Origin of the sequence: Enterobacter quasihormaechei, from assembly GCF_004331385.1 — a bacterium.
Taxonomy (GTDB): Bacteria; Pseudomonadota; Gammaproteobacteria; order Enterobacterales; family Enterobacteriaceae; genus Enterobacter; species Enterobacter quasihormaechei.
The window spans coordinates 472,703-489,261 of sequence record NZ_SJON01000001.1; the positions used below are offsets into that span (position 1 = coordinate 472,703).

15 protein-coding genes are annotated in these 16,559 nt (G+C 57.2%); 4 read left to right on the forward strand and 11 right to left on the reverse strand.

The window, feature by feature from the left end; genetic code table 11:
* Positions 1-42: 42 nt before the first annotated feature.
* Together rhlE and dinG are read left to right on the forward strand one after the other, a co-directional pair.
* Entirely contained in the window at positions 43-1,425 is a 1,383-nt protein-coding gene (gene rhlE, locus E0L16_RS02295) for an ATP-dependent RNA helicase RhlE (protein WP_063449289.1), read from the forward strand.
* A 97-nt stretch (positions 1,426-1,522) separates the two neighbouring features.
* Positions 1,523-3,700, forward strand: coding sequence for an ATP-dependent DNA helicase DinG (dinG, locus tag E0L16_RS02300; protein ID WP_131636215.1), 2,178 nt, complete (start codon positions 1,523-1,525; stop codon positions 3,698-3,700).
* Here dinG and E0L16_RS02305 read toward each other — a convergent pair.
* The 5 genes from E0L16_RS02305 to E0L16_RS02325 all read right to left on the reverse strand — a co-directional run bounded on the left by E0L16_RS02305 (position 3,687) and on the right by E0L16_RS02325 (position 9,056).
* On the reverse strand, positions 3,687-4,190 hold the full coding sequence (locus E0L16_RS02305; RefSeq protein WP_112792568.1) for a fimbrial protein: 504 nt from the start codon (positions 4,188-4,190) through the stop codon (positions 3,687-3,689). The two genes, dinG and E0L16_RS02305, sit on opposite strands and share 14 nt — an antisense overlap.
* Positions 4,191-4,195: 5 nt before the next feature.
* On the reverse strand, positions 4,196-5,185 hold the full coding sequence (locus tag E0L16_RS02310) for a fimbrial protein (RefSeq protein ID WP_131636216.1): 990 nt from the start codon (positions 5,183-5,185) through the stop codon (positions 4,196-4,198).
* A 22-nt stretch (positions 5,186-5,207) separates the two neighbouring features.
* Positions 5,208-7,751, reverse strand: coding sequence for a fimbria/pilus outer membrane usher protein (locus tag E0L16_RS02315; RefSeq protein ID WP_165498392.1), 2,544 nt, complete (start codon positions 7,749-7,751; stop codon positions 5,208-5,210).
* A 24-nt stretch (positions 7,752-7,775) separates the two neighbouring features.
* The gene (locus E0L16_RS02320; RefSeq protein WP_131636217.1) at positions 7,776-8,450 is read right to left on the reverse strand and encodes a fimbrial biogenesis chaperone; all 675 of its coding nucleotides are present in this window, start codon (positions 8,448-8,450) and stop codon (positions 7,776-7,778) included.
* A gap of 69 nt (positions 8,451-8,519) precedes the next feature.
* Positions 8,520-9,056, reverse strand: coding sequence for a fimbrial protein (locus E0L16_RS02325; protein ID WP_131636261.1), 537 nt, complete (start codon positions 9,054-9,056; stop codon positions 8,520-8,522).
* 255 nt (positions 9,057-9,311) lie between these two features.
* On the opposite strand from E0L16_RS02325, the gene ybiB reads away from it, so the two are divergent.
* On the forward strand, positions 9,312-10,274 hold the full coding sequence (gene ybiB, locus E0L16_RS02330) for a DNA-binding protein YbiB (protein ID WP_107534975.1): 963 nt from the start codon (positions 9,312-9,314) through the stop codon (positions 10,272-10,274).
* Positions 10,275-10,390: 116 nt separating this feature from the next.
* Here the strand turns inward: ybiB and ybiJ are convergent, their stop codons facing one another.
* From ybiJ to mcbA, 3 genes are all read right to left on the reverse strand, one after another.
* Complete coding sequence (gene ybiJ, locus E0L16_RS02335; protein ID WP_107534976.1) at positions 10,391-10,651, reverse strand: DUF1471 family protein YbiJ; 261 nt, start codon at positions 10,649-10,651, stop codon at positions 10,391-10,393.
* 285 nt (positions 10,652-10,936) lie between these two features.
* Positions 10,937-11,203: a DksA/TraR family C4-type zinc finger protein gene (locus E0L16_RS02340; protein ID WP_131636218.1), complete on the reverse strand. Its 267-nt coding sequence runs from the start codon at positions 11,201-11,203 to the stop codon at positions 10,937-10,939.
* Between the two features lie 117 nt (positions 11,204-11,320).
* Positions 11,321-11,584 (reverse strand): DUF1471 family periplasmic protein McbA, encoded by a 264-nt coding sequence (gene mcbA / locus E0L16_RS02345; protein WP_063866507.1) that lies wholly within the window; start codon positions 11,582-11,584, stop codon positions 11,321-11,323.
* Positions 11,585-11,825: 241 nt separating this feature from the next.
* On the opposite strand from mcbA, the gene rlmF reads away from it, so the two are divergent.
* Positions 11,826-12,737 carry a 23S rRNA (adenine(1618)-N(6))-methyltransferase RlmF gene (gene rlmF, locus E0L16_RS02355; RefSeq protein ID WP_063866173.1) on the forward strand — a complete coding sequence of 304 codons (912 nt, stop codon included), beginning with the start codon at positions 11,826-11,828 and terminating at the stop codon, positions 12,735-12,737.
* A gap of 45 nt (positions 12,738-12,782) precedes the next feature.
* Here rlmF and ybiO read toward each other — a convergent pair whose 3' ends face one another.
* The 3 genes from ybiO to glnP form a co-directional block, all read right to left on the reverse strand.
* The gene (gene ybiO, locus E0L16_RS02360) at positions 12,783-14,993 is read right to left on the reverse strand and encodes a mechanosensitive channel protein (RefSeq protein WP_131636220.1); all 2,211 of its coding nucleotides are present in this window, start codon (positions 14,991-14,993) and stop codon (positions 12,783-12,785) included.
* 120 nt (positions 14,994-15,113) lie between these two features.
* Positions 15,114-15,836 (reverse strand): glutamine ABC transporter ATP-binding protein GlnQ, encoded by a 723-nt coding sequence (gene glnQ, locus E0L16_RS02365; RefSeq protein WP_063866174.1) that lies wholly within the window; start codon positions 15,834-15,836, stop codon positions 15,114-15,116.
* Positions 15,833-16,492 (reverse strand): glutamine ABC transporter permease GlnP, encoded by a 660-nt coding sequence (glnP, locus tag E0L16_RS02370; RefSeq protein WP_131636221.1) that lies wholly within the window; start codon positions 16,490-16,492, stop codon positions 15,833-15,835. The genes glnQ and glnP overlap by 4 nt, the downstream gene beginning before the upstream one ends.
* Between the last annotated feature and the right edge of the window lie 67 nt (positions 16,493-16,559).

The following is a 16,559-nucleotide window of genomic DNA, read 5'->3' on the forward strand; positions in this document are numbered from 1 at the left end:
TGAAAACTACACCTGTGATGGTCGGGGCGGTTCGGAGTTTTTATGTCTTTTGATTCCCTTGGTCTGAACCCGGAAATTCTGCGCGCCATCGCAGAGCAGGGCTACGTTGAGCCAACCCCTATCCAGCAGCAGGCCATTCCGGCCGTGTTGCAGGGCCGTGACCTGATGGCCAGCGCGCAGACCGGTACCGGTAAGACTGCGGGCTTTACCCTGCCGCTGCTAGAGCTGCTGGTAAAAAACCAGCCGCACGCCAAAGGCCGTCGTCCGGTGCGCGCGCTGATCCTCACCCCAACCCGCGAGCTGGCGGCCCAGATTGGTGAGAACGTGCGTGAGTACAGCCGCTACCTCAATATTCGCTCGCTGGTGGTATTCGGCGGGGTGAGCATTAACCCGCAGATGATGAAGCTGCGCGGCGGCGTGGACGTGCTGGTGGCAACGCCGGGTCGTCTGCTGGATCTGGAGCACCAGAACGCCGTGAAGCTCGACAGCATTGAAATCCTGGTGCTGGACGAAGCCGACCGCATGCTGGATATGGGCTTTATTCACGACATTCGCCGCGTGCTGGCCAAGCTGCCGGCGCGTCGCCAGAACCTGCTGTTCTCCGCGACCTTCTCCGACGAGATCAAGGCGCTGGCGGAAAAGCTGCTGCATAACCCGCTGGAAGTGGAAGTGGCGCGCCGCAACACCGCCTCTGAGCAGGTGACGCAGCACGTGCACTTCGTTGATAAGAAGCGCAAGCGGGAACTGCTCTCCCAGATGATCGGCCAGGGCAACTGGCAGCAGGTGCTGGTCTTTACCCGCACCAAGCACGGCGCCAACCACCTGGCGGAACAGCTGAATAAAGACGGCATCCGCAGCGCGGCGATCCACGGTAACAAGAGCCAGGGCGCGCGTACCCGCGCGCTGGCGGACTTTAAATCTGGCGATATTCGCGTGCTGGTGGCGACCGACATCGCCGCCCGCGGTCTGGACATTGAAGAGCTGCCGCACGTGGTGAACTACGAGCTGCCAAACGTGCCGGAAGACTACGTACACCGTATCGGCCGTACCGGTCGCGCGGCGGCCACCGGTGAAGCGCTCTCTCTGGTTTGCGTGGATGAACACAAACTGCTGCGTGACATTGAACGCCTGCTGAAGAAAGAGATCCCGCGCATCGAAACCCCGGGATATGAAGTTGACCCGTCCATCAAAGCCGAGCCGATTCAGAACGGTCGTCAGGGCGGCGGTCGCGGTCAGGGCGGCGGCGGTCGTGGCCAGCAGCCGCGTCGTTCCGAAGGCGGCGCGCCAAAATCCGCGGGCAAGCCGCCGCGTCGTAATAACGACGGCAAGCCGGCCGGTGAAAACCCGTGGCGCAGCGGTGAAGGTAAACCGGCAGGCGAGGGGCAGCGCCGACGCCGTCCGCGCAAGCCTGCTAACCCGCAGTAATCTGGAAGCCCGGTCGTAAAGCCGGGCTTTTCTTTTTGCGGCGGCTAAGAGAAAGTGCCACAATAGTGGCTGTTTATACAGTATTTCAGGTTTTCCAATGGCTTTAACCGCCGCGCTGAAAGCGCAAATAGGCGCCTGGTATAAGGCGCTACAGCAGCAGATCCCCGACTTTATCCCCCGAGCGCCGCAGCGGCAGATGATTGCCGACGTGGCTAAAACGCTCGCCGGGGACGACGGGCGACATCTGGCGATTGAAGCCCCGACCGGCGTCGGGAAAACCCTGTCGTATCTCATTCCCGGCATCGCCATCGCGCGGGAAGAAGACAAAACGCTGGTGGTCAGCACCGCGAACGTAGCCTTGCAGGATCAGATCTTCAGCAAAGATTTGCCGCTGCTGCGCAAAATCATCCCCGATCTTCGCTTCACCGCCGCCTTTGGGCGCGGGCGGTATGTTTGCCCGCGCAATCTGGCGGCGCTGGCCAGCAGCGAGCCCTCGCAGCAGGACCTGCTCGCGTTTCTTGATGACGAGCTGACGCCCAATAACAAGGCAGAGCAGGAGCAGTGCGCAAAGCTGAAGGCCGATCTTGATGGCTACAAGTGGGACGGCCTGCGGGATCACACCAGCCAGGCGATCGGCGACGACCTGTGGCGCAGGCTCAGCACCGATAAAGCCAGCTGCCTGAACCGCAACTGTCACTACTACCGTGAGTGCCCATTCTTCGTCGCCCGACGTGAAATTCAGGAAGCGGAGGTGGTTGTCGCCAACCATGCGCTGGTCATGGCCGCGCTGGAGAGTGAGGCGGTGCTGCCGGAGCCGAAAAACCTGCTGCTGGTGCTGGATGAAGGCCACCATCTGCCCGACGTGGCGCGGGATGCGCTGGAGATGAGCGCGGAAATCACCGCTCCGTGGTTTCGACTTCAGCTGGATCTGTTCTGCAAGCTGGTGGCGACCTGCATGGAGCAATTCCGCCCGAAAACCACGCCGCCGCTGGCGGTCCCGGAGCGGCTGAGCGAGCACTGCGAAGAGGTGTACGGCCTTATCTCCTCGCTCAATAACATCCTCAACCTCTATCTTCCCGCCGCCCAGGAAGCGGAACATCGCTTTGCGATGGGTGAGCTGCCGGAAGAGGTGATGGACATTTGCCAGCAGCTGGCGAAGCACCTCGAAAAGCTGCGCGGGCTGGCGGAGATGTTCTTAAACGATCTCAGCGAGAAAACCGGTAGCCATGACGTGGTGCGTCTGCACCGCATTCTGCTGCAAATGAACCGCGCGCTGGGCATGTTTGAAGCCCAGAGCAAGCTCTGGCGGCTGGCCTCCATGGCGCAGGCATCGGGCGCACCGGTCACCAAATGGGCCACCCGCGAGGTGCGGGACGGGCAGGCCCACCTGTTCTTCCACTGCGTGGGCATCCGCGTGGCCGATCAGCTGGAAAAGCTCATCTGGCGCAGCGTGCCGCACGTCGTGGTGACGTCGGCGACCCTGCGCTCCCTGAACAGTTTTTCACGGTTGCAGGAGATGAGCGGCCTGAAAGAGAAAGCGGGCGACCGCTTTGTGGCGCTGGACTCGCCGTTCAACCACTGCGAGCAGGGCAAGCTGGTCATTCCACGCATGCAGTACGAGCCGCTTATCGACAACGAAGAGCAGCATATTGCGGAGATGGCGGCCTACTTCCGCGAGCAGGTCGAGAGCAAAAAATACCCCGGCATGCTGGTGCTGTTTGCCAGCGGACGGGCGATGCAGCGCTTCCTTGAGCACGTCACCGACCTGCGTCTGCTTCTGCTGGTGCAGGGCGACCAGCCCCGTTACCGGCTAGTGGAAACCCATCGCAAGCGCATCGACAGCGGCGAGCGCAGCGTGCTGGTGGGGCTACAGTCGTTTGCTGAAGGGCTGGATTTGAAGGGAGATTACCTGACGCAGGTGCATATCCATAAAATCGCCTTCCCGCCCATCGACAGCCCGGTGGTGATCACCGAGGGCGAGTGGCTGAAAAGCCTCAACCGCTATCCGTTTGAGGTGCAAAGCCTGCCCGCCGCCTCGTTTAACCTGATCCAGCAGGTGGGGCGATTAATCCGTAGTCACGGCTGCTGGGGGGAAGTGGTGATCTACGACAAGCGTCTGCTCACCAAAAGCTATGGTCAGCGGCTGCTGAACGCGCTGCCGATCTTCCCGATTGAGCAGCCGGAAGTGCCGGAGGTAAAAAAACGCCCGGCAAAACTGGCCGCCGGGCGCAGGAATAGCATCCGTGCTAAGGGGCGCGGTCCTACTGGTAAGTGAAGGTCACCTGAATCACGCTGCTGAACGTGCCGGCGGTGACGGGCATGGACGTGGCGTAGTAGCGTGCGGACAGCGGGAACGTGGCCGTGTGGTCACTCGGGTTAATGGCGGCGTTAAAGGCGGCCTGCGGGGCAATCAGGATCTTGTCCTGACGGTCGGCCAGCTCCAGCGCCAGCCCTTTTGCGCTGCCGATATTGGCGAATTTCGTCGGGTGCACGCTGTCGGCCTGGCCGTAGAAATAGGCCGTGGCAAGCGCAAGCGTAGCCGGGCAGTGCGATACCGAGAGCGAAAAGTCTTTCCACTCGCCGGTATCCCCCACGTCTTTAAAACTGCCCGACACCGCCTGGCCTAAATCTACCGTCAGGTTGCGGCTGGCGCTGTCAATGATGCAGGTGTTGGCGTAAATATTCCCGTTCATCTGGATCTGGATATCGTCGGCGTGAGCCTGGGCGATCAGCCCCAGCGCCAGAATCGCAATACGCTTTTTCATGTCGGTCACTTATAGGCGAGGGTAATGGTGGCAACGGTGTTGGCAGGTCCTGGCGTAACGATATCGCTGACCTGCTCGTAACGAACCTCAAACGGGATCACCAGCGTTTCGTTGGCAATGGCCTCGCTTTGCGTGTTCACATAGGTATCAAAGGTGGCGATATGGTCATCAAACAGCATTCTCACCCCGACGCCGGTTGCTACGCCAGTTTGCTGTGTGAGCTTAAGCACCCCTTCAAACGCCGATTCATAGCCGTTGGCGCTGGTGACCTTAACCTCTGGCTGCACGGTGCTGTTGCAGTTCACCGTAACGTCAAAGTTTTGCGCCGGACTTGACAGCATCCCGACGCTGACAAAATCGCTCACCGGGAAATCGCCCAGGTTTACGGTCAGGTTTTTCGGCAGGACGGAGCAGGTCACGTTCTGAAGTTCAACGTTCCCGGCATAAGAGATGGTGTTCGGATCGCTGATGCCTTCGTGTTGATATACGCCGATGCCAAACTTTGACTGCGCCTGAGAAAGCGAACCGGATTTCACCGTATCGCTCGTTTTAACCAGTTCCAGCGTCACGTTAAAATTGAACGCCTCGCTGGAATCCGTTGAGACAAACCCGAGCGGCGTGGCGGTGGAATTACAGTAAATACCTCCCGCGCCGGTAATTCGCTGACCTTTATCATTCATCAGCGCCACGCCAACGCCCTCAACGCCCGACTCATAAACGCCGGAGAGCCCCGGTATTTCGAGACCCGAGCCGTAGTAGCACGCCACAATCGGCAGCCCGAAGTCAGAAAGGTTATAGCAGTTACCCGCCACGTGAACGGTTTGTTCCGTACCCGGGATAGTGGCGCCCACGGGCAGGGTGCTGGAGACGGAGATGGCGGCGACGTTAATCTGCCGGGGCAAATCGGACGACGTACAGATTGCCTTCGCGTGCGGCATAAATAACGCCGCGGTCCCAAGAACCAGTAAGAAAAAGCACTGTTTAATCATTTGCATAATCGTTAGCCTGAACGGTGGATCAGTGACACTGCGCGGCAGCGTTAATGATGCTGGTTTTCTCTTTCTCATCCGTTAGCGCATAGTCAGCGATGCAGCGCTCGCTCGCGTCCTGTCCCCAGGAAACGGCGAGATGCCCCTGCTGCGGCAGACCTGAGAGATAGGTCTGGCCGTCATTACCGACGATAAATTCGCTGTCCTTATCCTCCGTGGTGACCGTCGCGCCGAACGGCAGCGGTTTGCCGTTTTGCGTGAGCGTCATCAGCACGCGGTTGCCCACGCGGGTGTTAAAGCTGGCGCGCACCACGGCCCCGCGGGTTGGGGTGACGATCTGCGCCGCGTGGGTGACGTCGGCGTCATCCGGCAGCGTTTCGGTATCCAGCGCAATGGTGTTGTGGCGGTACGCGGTGACGAACGGCACGACGGTGTAGCCGCGGAAGTCGGTTTCAACGCCGGTCTGGTTAGTAATGTGCGTCCCGTGCGTGCCCGGGGCCTTCACCAGTGCGATGGTCTCCCCGAGCGGCTGGCTCAGGGTTATCCCGTTGGCGTGGGCCACCACGCCGCCCTGTAGCCCGACGTTCACGCTCTGCTGATATTTGTCCTGGCTGACGCCGCCGCTCAGTTCGCCGTACGTTGCTTTGTAATCGGCGTTGAGGCTGGTGGAGTTACCGCTGCCGGTACTGCTCAGCCCTTCCTGAATATTCCAGTTCAGGTTGTCCTCTTTCAGGGCCGTACCGTTCAGACCGATGTTCTGCGTGGTGCCCTCTTTGGTGTTGTTCAGGTTGTAGGTGGCCCAGGTGTTATGCATCCAGCGATCCAGCGGAACCGAGACGCTCAGCGCGAACTGGTTATCGTTCGTCACCTCATTGCCGTCTTCGTCACTGTCGTGGGTGTTTTTGTTCATGCTGTAGCTGAGGCTGTAGCTCACGCCGTGCCAGCTGTTGTTGTAGCTGACGCTCACGGAGGTCATGTTCTGGCTCTGACTCCAGTAGGTCTCTTTCACCAGGCTCAGGGTCAGGGACCCCCAGCCTTCCGGCAGCGTCTGGTCAACGGTGGCTTCGGTGCGGGCGCGGCGCTGCTGCGGTGCAGACCAGTCGTCAGCGCGGGTATAGGACTCCATGGTGTCTTCCAGGGTGTAAAACCCTTTGCTGTTATAGCGATAGCCGGCCAGCGAGAAGTTAGTGCCTGACTGGACGATATCTTTGCTGTAGCGCACGCGCCACGACTGGCCTTTGCTGGCCTGCTGTTTTTTCAGCAGGGCTTTGGCGCGGGTGACGTCAATGGAGAAGGCGCCTAAATCGCCCATGTTTTTCCCGACGCCGACCGCCTGAGACTGATAATGGCTGCTCTGCTGCACGCCACCGTAGGCGGTAACACCGTAGGGTAAACCGTAGATGGCGCTGCCCTGGGCAAACGGAGTCTTTTCCACGTCTTTGTCATAAGAACGATAGCGTCCGGCGGTCACGCTGTAGCGCAGGTTTTTCTCACGTTGCAATACCGGCACGGAGGCAAACGGCACCACGAAATGGCTTTCGCTGCCGTCGGTCTCTTTCACGGTCACCTGGAGGTCGCCGCTGCTTCCGGTGGGGTAAAGATCGTTAATTTCGAACGCGCCCGGCGCGACCGTGTTTTGATAAATGACGTAGCCGTTCTGGCGAACCACCACCAGCGCGTTGCTGTGGGCAGTGCCGCGAATAATGGGCGCATAGCCTTTCTCGCTGTCCGGCAGCATGTCGTTGTCGGATTTCAGCTCCACGCCGGTGTAGGGCACGCTGTCAAAAACATCGGCAGGCGATGAGCTCTGGCCGACGGTGACGTCGCTTTTCATCGCCACAATATCGCGCTGCGCATAGGTATAAACGGAGGTGAATTTCTGTTCCTCCTCCTTACCCGTGGTGCTGCGATTCCAGGTGGAATAGTTGCGAATGCGCCATGCGCCAACGTTCAAACCCGGACGCAGGTTAACGTACTGGCTGCTGTTATCCTGCTCGCCGCGCTGGCGTGCACGGCTGTGGCTGGCATTTGCGCTGTAGTTAAGCAGGCCGGCAGTGATGCCTTCGTCAAACGCTTTCGGGTCAATGTAACCGCGAGGCACCTGGCCCAGCGCCGTTTGAGGAATGCTCAGCAGCAGCTGCTGGTTGCGAACGCGAAAGGTTGCGGATGCCGCAGGGATGACGCGTATATTGGCGCACTGGCCTTTGGCCATCAGCTGCGGAAATTTTTTGGTCTTGATACCGAGGCTTTTTAAATCGTCCAGGCTAAAACAAGGTTGCAGCGTGCCGTTGCCCTGCGGATCTTTCTCAAGCGTAAAGGTCACGTTGCGGGTATCAATTTTATTATTATTGATAAACACCGCGACCTCATATTTTCCCGGTGCCTGGCCGGGGCCTTTTTCATATACGGACAGATCGGTTTTTCCCTGCTGGGGATTATCAATATCCAGCAGGGCAGGGTTAAAATAATCATCAGCCATTACCTGCTGGGCAAAGATCGCCATTGCCAGGCCACAAAGAATGGCCAGCAATGATGAAATTCGGCAGGTGAACGGCTTTTTATCGCTGTACATGATTATTTTATTACCGGGGAAGTATTAATGAACGGATTTAGAGAACGTATGGCTGATGCTGCCGTAATCAGTAATAATGGAATACGTTACGTTCGCGCCCCCGACATTACCCGGTAAGGCAAAATGCGTTTCCGTTTTCGGAACGGCCCAGGTCGCTTTCGTGACTTTCTGACCGTTCAGCGTGACGGTCTGGAAATTCATATAGAAAGGCGTGGGGTTATTCACCACCAGGTCGTTGCCTTCGCGATGCCATTCAAGTTTATCCGCCACATCTTCCGGTCGGCCTTTTACCGCAGACGGGCGATACAGCAGTTTGATGCGGGTGTTGATTGCAATTTGCAGCGTATTCACGCCCTCAACGTGCTTTGAGGAAGGGATCGCTTTAATGTTCAACCAGTACAGGGATTCCCTGTCTTCCGGTATATTTCCGCCCGTACGCACCACGCGCAGAACGTTATCTTCCTGCGCATCCAGACGGAAAAGCGGCGGGGTGATCAGGAACGGGGCTTTGGCCTGGTTTTTACCGCCGGAATCGACCCAGGACTGCACCAGATAATCCGTCGCATCTGGATTTGAAAGACCAAGAGAAGATTCCTTCTTATCTCCCTGATAGACCAGCCGGGTGCCATTAATAATGACGCCTGCATGTGCAGTGGCGGCTACCAGTAAAAGCGTGCTCAGTAAATAACCGTGGCGCATAAAGATTTCTCAATTAATAGAGGAGAGAGTAATGCTCGCAAAAGCATTACTCTCTCCGGATTGATAAGATCAGTTATAAATAACGGTGAAGGTCGATACAGAGTTAGCGGGGCCTGCGGTAATTGCCGCGCCGGTTTGAATATAACGCGCGCCGAACTCCAGATCGTTAACCGCCGTACCGGAGGTTAATTGATACTGCTGCGACGGCGTATACAGGCTGACCGGCTGCTCTGACGCATCCACCAGCTGAATCGCCACGCCCGTCGCCGCATCGGTATCTGGCGTTAAGGCAAGCGTTGAATTGTTATTCGCATCCGGCTTACCGCCGAAATTAATCGCAGCGGAGGTGACCGTGTCAGGGCAATTCGTTAACTTAATATCAAACCGCGTTAAGGTGCTGGTAGAGCCTGCACCGGTAAATACCGTTTTAGACACTTTACCCAACTGCACATTTAATGGATTACTTAATCCATTTACGACCTGACAAGCAGAATCGATAATTTCACCGGTGAAGTTTATTTGTCCTTCACCGTTTGTTGCCGCAAACGTGGATGCAGAACATCCCACCGCTGCGACGATGATTAAACCTAAAGCAACCTTGTTCATAGCAAATCCTGATATGTTTCTGGCGAGAACGTTGCCTGGACGTTTCACCGTTGACCCTTAATGACTTTCCGTGGGTTATTTAATCAAAAAATGTATGGTTATGAATTAGCCATAGAAATCACAAATAATTGAAAAAAAGGTTGTGTTTATTTTTTATCATCAAAACAGAAGGTTGCCTTGCCTGATAAAAAACTAACGGCCAGCCAGTCATCAGGGCTATATTGTTAACAAGATGATGCATTCAGGAGAAATGTCGTGGATTACCGCAAAATTATCAAAGAGGTAGGGCGTGGAAAAAACCACGCCCGCGATCTGGACCAGGAAACAGCCCGTGCGTTGTACACGCACATGCTGAATGGCGACGTGCCGGAACTGGAAATGGGCGGCATACTGATTGCGCTGCGTATTAAAGGGGAAGGTGAGGCGGAGATGCGCGGCTTTTATGAGGCCATGCAGTCGCAGACAATGCGCTTAACCCCGCCCGTCACGAAGCCGATGCCGATTGTGATCCCGACCTATAACGGCGCGCGTAAACAGGCAAACCTCACGCCGCTGCTGGCTATTCTGTTGCAGAAGCTCGGTTTCCCGGTGGTGGTCCATGGCGTGAGCGAAGATCCGACGCGCGTGCTGACAGAAACCATTCTTGAGCTGTTAGGCATCGAACCGACCCTCCATGCAGGTCAGGCGCAGGCAAAGCTGGAAGGGAACCAGCCGGTCTATATCCCCGTGAGTGCGCTCTGCCCGCCGCTGGAAAAGCAGCTGGACATGCGCTGGCGCATGGGCGTACGTAACAGCGCTCACACGCTGGCAAAGCTGGTGACGCCGTTTGCCGAAGACGCCGCGCTGCGTCTTTCCAGCGTCTCCCATCCGGAGTACGTGACGCGCGTCGGGCAATTCTTTGCCGAAATCGGTGGGCGGGCGCTGCTGATGCATGGAACCGAAGGGGAGGTTTACGCCAATCCCCAGCGTTGTCCGCAGATGATGCTCATTGAGCCTGCCGGGACCCGCGTTGTGCTCGAACGTGGGGAAGAAAGCAGCGATGTCATTCTGCCTGAATCGAAAGATCCGCAGGTTACCGCGCACTGGATCGTGCAGTGTCTGGCCGGAAAGGTGCCGGTTCCGCAGTCGATCCGGCTGCAAATGGCCTGCTGCCTGCTGGCTACGGGAGAAGTGGAGACGGTAGAAGCCGGAATGCAGCGCGTGGCGCAGTCCTTTTAAATAAAAAAAAGCCCGTCCAGTGGCGGACGGGCAAACAAAGGGTAACAACAACAGGGTCAATGAGGGTTGGAGCATCTCACCAGAGGGAGGGTGAGGGTGAAGCAAAATTCGTTCGATTATTTGTAGATAACCGCAGTACCGCTCAGTTTGTTATTACCGTTAGCGGAGGTAATGGTGTATCCACTTGCGCCGGCAGCCGCTGCTTTCTCAGCCAGTTTTGCTTCCAGACCGTCCAGCGTAGTTGCGCCTTCTGCACTCACCACACCGATTTTATTCAGATTCTGTGCCTGAGTAGAAGAAACAGGCTCTACAGCGAAAGCGCCGAAAGAGAGAGCGGACAGGGCAACAGCAGCAACAGCATATTTGATCGTTTTCATGGCTAATTTCTCGCAGGTTATTCTGTTAAGGGGACGATGTTCCGTCGATGTGATAAGTATCACGCTTTTTTGCGAGAGATAAAATCGAAGAGAATTGACGTGGTTGCTCAAAAAATTTGAATGACAAATAACTTATTGATTATTAATAAATTCAGACGCACGATTTACACTTCTTGCTGAAGCGCTTTACAGAACGGATGGCAAGGGCACGTTTTGCTACGCGCTTCGCTAAAAGTCGTGAGCGTAAAGGAAGCGGCAAGTGGGGTTAGCTTCGGTAAAGGAAAGTCAACGTAACTGGCTGTCTTTCGATCCTCTGCGATTATATCCTGAATGTGAAGCGTTTTTTGAATCTTTCTCCTGCTGGCAGGCGATGCAAAGCCGTACACCGGGAATGGCTTTACGCCGTGCCTCGGGAATGGGTTCCCCGCACTCTTCGCATTCCGTCAAACTTTCGCCGCGCGGAATTTCGCCACGAGCACGCGCGACCGCATCTTCAATGGTACTGTTCATCTGTTCGTTAACGGCGTCGTCATTCGCCCAACCGGAAGCCATACTGTTCCCCTGAGTGGTTAAAGCCATATTATCAATATGGGGTTAAAAAACGCACAGTCAAGGCGCAGAGAAAGAGAACTGCATCCGCAGGACGGATGCAGTCCGGAAGGAGGTGGGTTATTTATAGATAGTCGCGGTACCGTACATATGGTTATCGCCACCGGCGGCGTTTACCACGAAGCCTTTAGCCCCTTCCTGACGGGCTTTTTCGGCCAGCTTGTCCTGAAGGTCATCAAGGTTGCTTGCCCGGCTGACGGAGACAGTCCCGGCAGCGCGTAGCTGACCGGTGTCGGTGCTGTCGGTCAGAGGCTGAACGGACCAGGCGGAGAACGATGCGCCTGCCAGCGCACCCGCAATAATAAAGGTCAGATACGTTTTCATCATCACATCCTCAGGGAAACAACAGGTGATTCCTTTTTAGTTTAGAAGCCTGACGAGGGTGATTTAACGCAAAAATTTGATGATGATCTGCGTGTTTTTTGAACGATAAATACTGACAATTTGCTGACAGATCATAGACATACAGGTGGCTGATTTTTGTCGTTTTTTTGAGCGGCTCAGAGAGATATTTACCCCCGCGCCGTCACAGGGTATCTTACGCGGCTGTTTAAAGGAGAATGCCATGACTTCCCAAAAGCCGGGATTGCACCCGCGTAACCGCCACCGTAGCCGCTACGACATGAAAGCCCTGTGCCAGAGCTGCCCTGAGTTGCAGGATTTTATCGTTCAGACCCCAGCCGGTGAACCGTCGGTCAACTTCGCCGATCCGCTGGCGGTTAAAACGCTGAACAAAGCGCTGCTGGCCCATTTTTATGGCGTTACGCACTGGGACATCCCTGAAGGCTTTCTCTGCCCGCCGGTGCCGGGGCGTGCGGATTACGTCCACCACCTTGCCGATCTGCTGGCGGAGGACCACGATGGCGTAGTGCCGAAACAGGCTACCGTTCTTGATATCGGTACCGGCGCGAACCTGATTTATCCCCTCATAGGCGCGCATGAGTACCAGTGGCGATTTACCGGCAGCGAGATCGGTAACGAAGCGTTCGCCAGCGCGCAGGCCATTATTAACGCTAACCCGGGGTTAAGCCGAGCCGTTCGCCTGCGTCGTCAGAAGGATGCGGCCGCTATTTTCAACGGCATTATTCACAAGAACGAAAATTATGATGCCACCCTGTGCAACCCGCCGTTCCACGACTCCGCCGCCTCTGCACGGGCGGGAAGCGAACGCAAGCGGCGTAACCTGGGTCAGGCTGAAGATGGCGCGCTGAACTTTGGCGGCCAGCAGCAGGAGCTGTGGTGCGAGGGCGGGGAAGTGGCCTTTATTCTGCGCATGATTGCCGAGAGTAAAGGCTTCGGTCGCCAGGTGAAATGGTTTACCACGCTGGTCTCCCGTGGCGATAACCTGCCGCCGCTGTACCGTGCGCTCACCGACGTCGGTGCGGTGAAGGTCGTCAAAAAAGAGATGGCGCAGGGCCAGAAGCAGAGCCGCTTTATCGCCTGGACCTTTATGGACGATAACAAACGCCGCAAATAGCACCCCATCGTAGGCCGGGTAAGGCGAAGCCGCCACCCGGCTCGGTTACAGCGTCGGCTCCTGCGGAGGGAGCGGCGAAGCGGGCGGCGGCAATACCTGATACGTCTGCACCGGCGCTCTCACGTTCGCCAGATCGAAGTGTTTTTTCACCATGCTGTCGAGGGCAAAGCGCACCGTCCACTGTTTTAGCGGCTGGGTGGTAAACGACACGCGCAGGGTAAAGGCGGTGTTCGTCAGCCCGACGATGCCCGCGAACGACGGCTCGCCAATCACCAGTCCGCGAATATCTTCCATCTCCATCAGCTCGCTCACCGCAGCGCGCAGCGCCTGCTTCGCCTTATCGGCATCTTCGTGACGATCGACGTCGTAATTTGCCACCACCGAACCAATGCCGCGCACAAAGTTGGCAAAAGTGGTGATCGATGACCACGGAATAATGTGGTACGCCCCGGTATCCTGACGCACGCCTACCGAACGAATGGACATCCGCTCAACCGTGCCGGTGAGCGATCCGATGGTCACCAGATCACCGGTGTTCATCCCGTTCTCAAACTGGATGAAAACGCCGGTGATAATATCTTTAACCAGCGTCTGTGAACCGAAGGAGATCGCCAGCCCCAGCGCACCGGCACCTGCCAGCAGCGGGGCGATATTGACCCCGATTTCCGACAGCACAATCATGATGGTAATGGTACTGATGATCACCGCCAGCGCGTTGCGGCACAGGGTCAGCAGCGTGCGGGCGCGGGCGCTCGGCAGCGGCCTGCCGTGAACATCCGACACCAGCCGGTTCTCGATAAGGCTTGCCAGCAGCGTCCAGCCCACGGCGGAGAAGAACAGGATCAGCGCGATACGAATAAGAATATCGACGGTTTTTTCCCCCGCGCCGTTATGCAGCCAGTTCCAGAAGTCAAACAGGCCCCACGCGTTCAGCAGCAGCATGATGGCCACGCAGACGGTCAGAATGCGCGCGACCTTCAGCGACACCGACGTCCAGCCATTTACCCGTTTTTGCAGCTCCGGGTAATTCCGCTGAACCTGCGGCGACAGGGTGATGGTTTTCGACAGCCAGCGGGAAAGCAGGCCAGAAACAAACGCCGCTATGCCGATAATCGCCAGGCTTTTGAACGTCGCCCCCATCATAAATTTCAGGCTGTTGCCCGGGTCGAACAGGGAGAAGAAGCACAGCACGATAAAATAGGCGCTGGCCAGCCAGTGCCATACCAGCGCAAAGGCCCGAATAAACAGGCTGAAAAAGGAGAGGGAGCGATCGGCCAGGTTCAGCAGGCTGTCGGTGATGGCCTTTTTATTGTGGAAGATGAGGTACAGCGCCCAGACGGTAATGAAGAGCATGATCAGCACGTTCGCCAGCGCGCCGAACTGCACGTTCACCTGGTTGGAGATAATCGGCACGGCGACCAGCAGGCCGTAGCCGATCAACCCGCTCAGCACGCTCAGCCGCACCGCCCAGTATTTGGCGCTCCGATCCTGAATGGCGAAGGGGCGAAGGTCCGGCACGTTCGGGCAGAATATTAGCCGCAGCAGCGCCTTAAAGAACTCGATCAGGGCAAAGGCGTTCAGGAACAGCCCCTGCTGGAAGGCGATGGTTTTATTCCCGGTATTAAGCCGGTCGGCCAGCAGCTGACCGACAAACAGCGTCAGCGCCAGCAGCAGCAAATCGATGATAAAGGCCCCGGTAATCATGGCCGGGAGATGCAGCCAGCTGCTTTTATGCTGATTCTTTTTACGCCCCCACTGGCCCATCTTCCGGTAGAGCGGCCAGACGCACAGACGCAGCAGCCAGTAAAAGATAAATACCGCACCCGCCAGAATAGAAAACTGCGTGGCGGCTGCGGAGAAAGTGTGGGGGTTAAAAGGCTTATGCGAGGTGCCAATCAGGTTGCGATAGAGCTGGGCAAAACGCGACGACAGGGCTTCCCCGTAGCGGCGGCTGATGTCGGTGACGTTTTCCAGCACCGTCTTTTCTTCTTCGGCTTCCGGCGGCGCTATGGTCGGAACCGGATCCTGAGGCGGCGTGGCGGCCACCTTCCTCAACTGATCGATCAGCTCCTGCCGGGACGTGTCGTTCTCAAGCACGTCGGCAAGCGCGCTGTAGGCGGCTTTTTTCTTTTCAGCGTCCGGTTCTGGGGCCGCATTTTGCTGAGTGGCGGTGGCTCCGGTGTTGACGCCGGGAATGGTTACAGCGAGCGATGGCGCGCTAAACAGGCTAAACAGGAGTAACAGGATCCACGGCACGGCGTCCTCCGGCAAAAATATCGTGCAAAATGATAAGTATAGAGGGCGAGACGCGGAGGGGAGTTTTTGGGAACAATCCGGCGTAAAAAAGCCGGGCATGCCCGGCTCAGTGTGTGGCTATCAGGAGACGTGTTGCAGGAATTCCTGGAGACGCTGGCTCGGTGGGTTCGCAATCAGCGCCTGCGGATTGCCGTCTTCCGCGATACGGCCCTTATCAATGAAGATCAGACGAGACGCCACTTTTTCGGCAAAGCCGATTTCGTGGGTCACGATCACCATCGTCATGCCTTCTTCCGCCAGATCCTGCATCACTTTCAGCACCTCGTGACGCAGCTCCGGGTCGAGCGCGGACGTGGGCTCATCAAACAGCATCATCTTTGGCTTCACCGCCAGCGCACGGGCAATGGCCACGCGCTGCTGCTGGCCGCCGGACAGCTCTGACGGGTAGTGGTGGGCACGCTCTGCCAGACCCACTTTCGCCAGCAGATCTTTGGCCTGCGCTTCCGCCGCCGCTTTGCTGGCCCCGCGCACGCGCAGGGGGCCAAACATGACGTTTTCCAGCGCCGTCAGGTGCGGGAACAGGTAAAACTGCTGGAATACCATGCCCGCTTCCTGGCGGATCAGGCGCTCGTCCACTTTCGGATCGTTAACCTTCAGGCCATCGACGATCAGATCGCCGCTGGTGATCTCCTCGAGCTTGTTAATGCAGCGCAGCAGGGTGGATTTACCGGAACCGGACGGCCCGATGATCACCACCACTTCGCCCTGCCTGATGTTCAAATCGATATTGTGCAGCACCTGGGTTGGGCCGAAGTGCTTGGAAACGTTTTTAAATTCAATCACAGGATTTTCATCCTTCTTTCAAGACGACGCAGAACAAAGCTCAGGACAAGCGTGATAACCAGGTAGACAACGGCGACCGCACTCCAGATTTCCAGGGCGCGGAAGTTACCCGCGATGATCTCCTGGCCCTGACGGGTCAGCTCGGCCACGCCGATAACAATAAATAGCGAGGTGTCTTTAATGCTGATGATCCACTGGTTACCCAGCGGCGGCAGCATGCGGCGCAGCGCCAGCGGCAGTATCACGTGACGGATGGTTTCGCGACGGGAAAGGCCTAACGCCAGACCGGCTTCGCTGAAGCCTTTATGAATCGACAGCACCGCGCCGCGGGTGATTTCCGCAATGTAAGCGCCGGAGTTGATCATGATGGTGACAACGGCTGCGCTGAACGGGTCAATGCGCAGGTCGGTGAAGGCCATCGGCAGGGCGAAGTAGATAAACATGACCTGCACCACAATGGGGGTGCCGCGGATCACTTCGATGAAAACCAGTGCGATGTGGTTTGCAATCCAGCCGCCGTAGGTACGAGCGAAACCGGCCACCAGACCGATAATCAACCCGCCAACCAGACCGAGGACCGAAATCCACAGGGTCATTTTAGCGCCTTCAAGCAAGAGAGGAATGGCAGGCCAGATGGCGCTCCAGTCAAACTGCATGATGTATTCCTGTATACCGTGGTGAAAAACGAAAAACGTAGGCCCGGCGCGCGTGAGCGCCACCGGG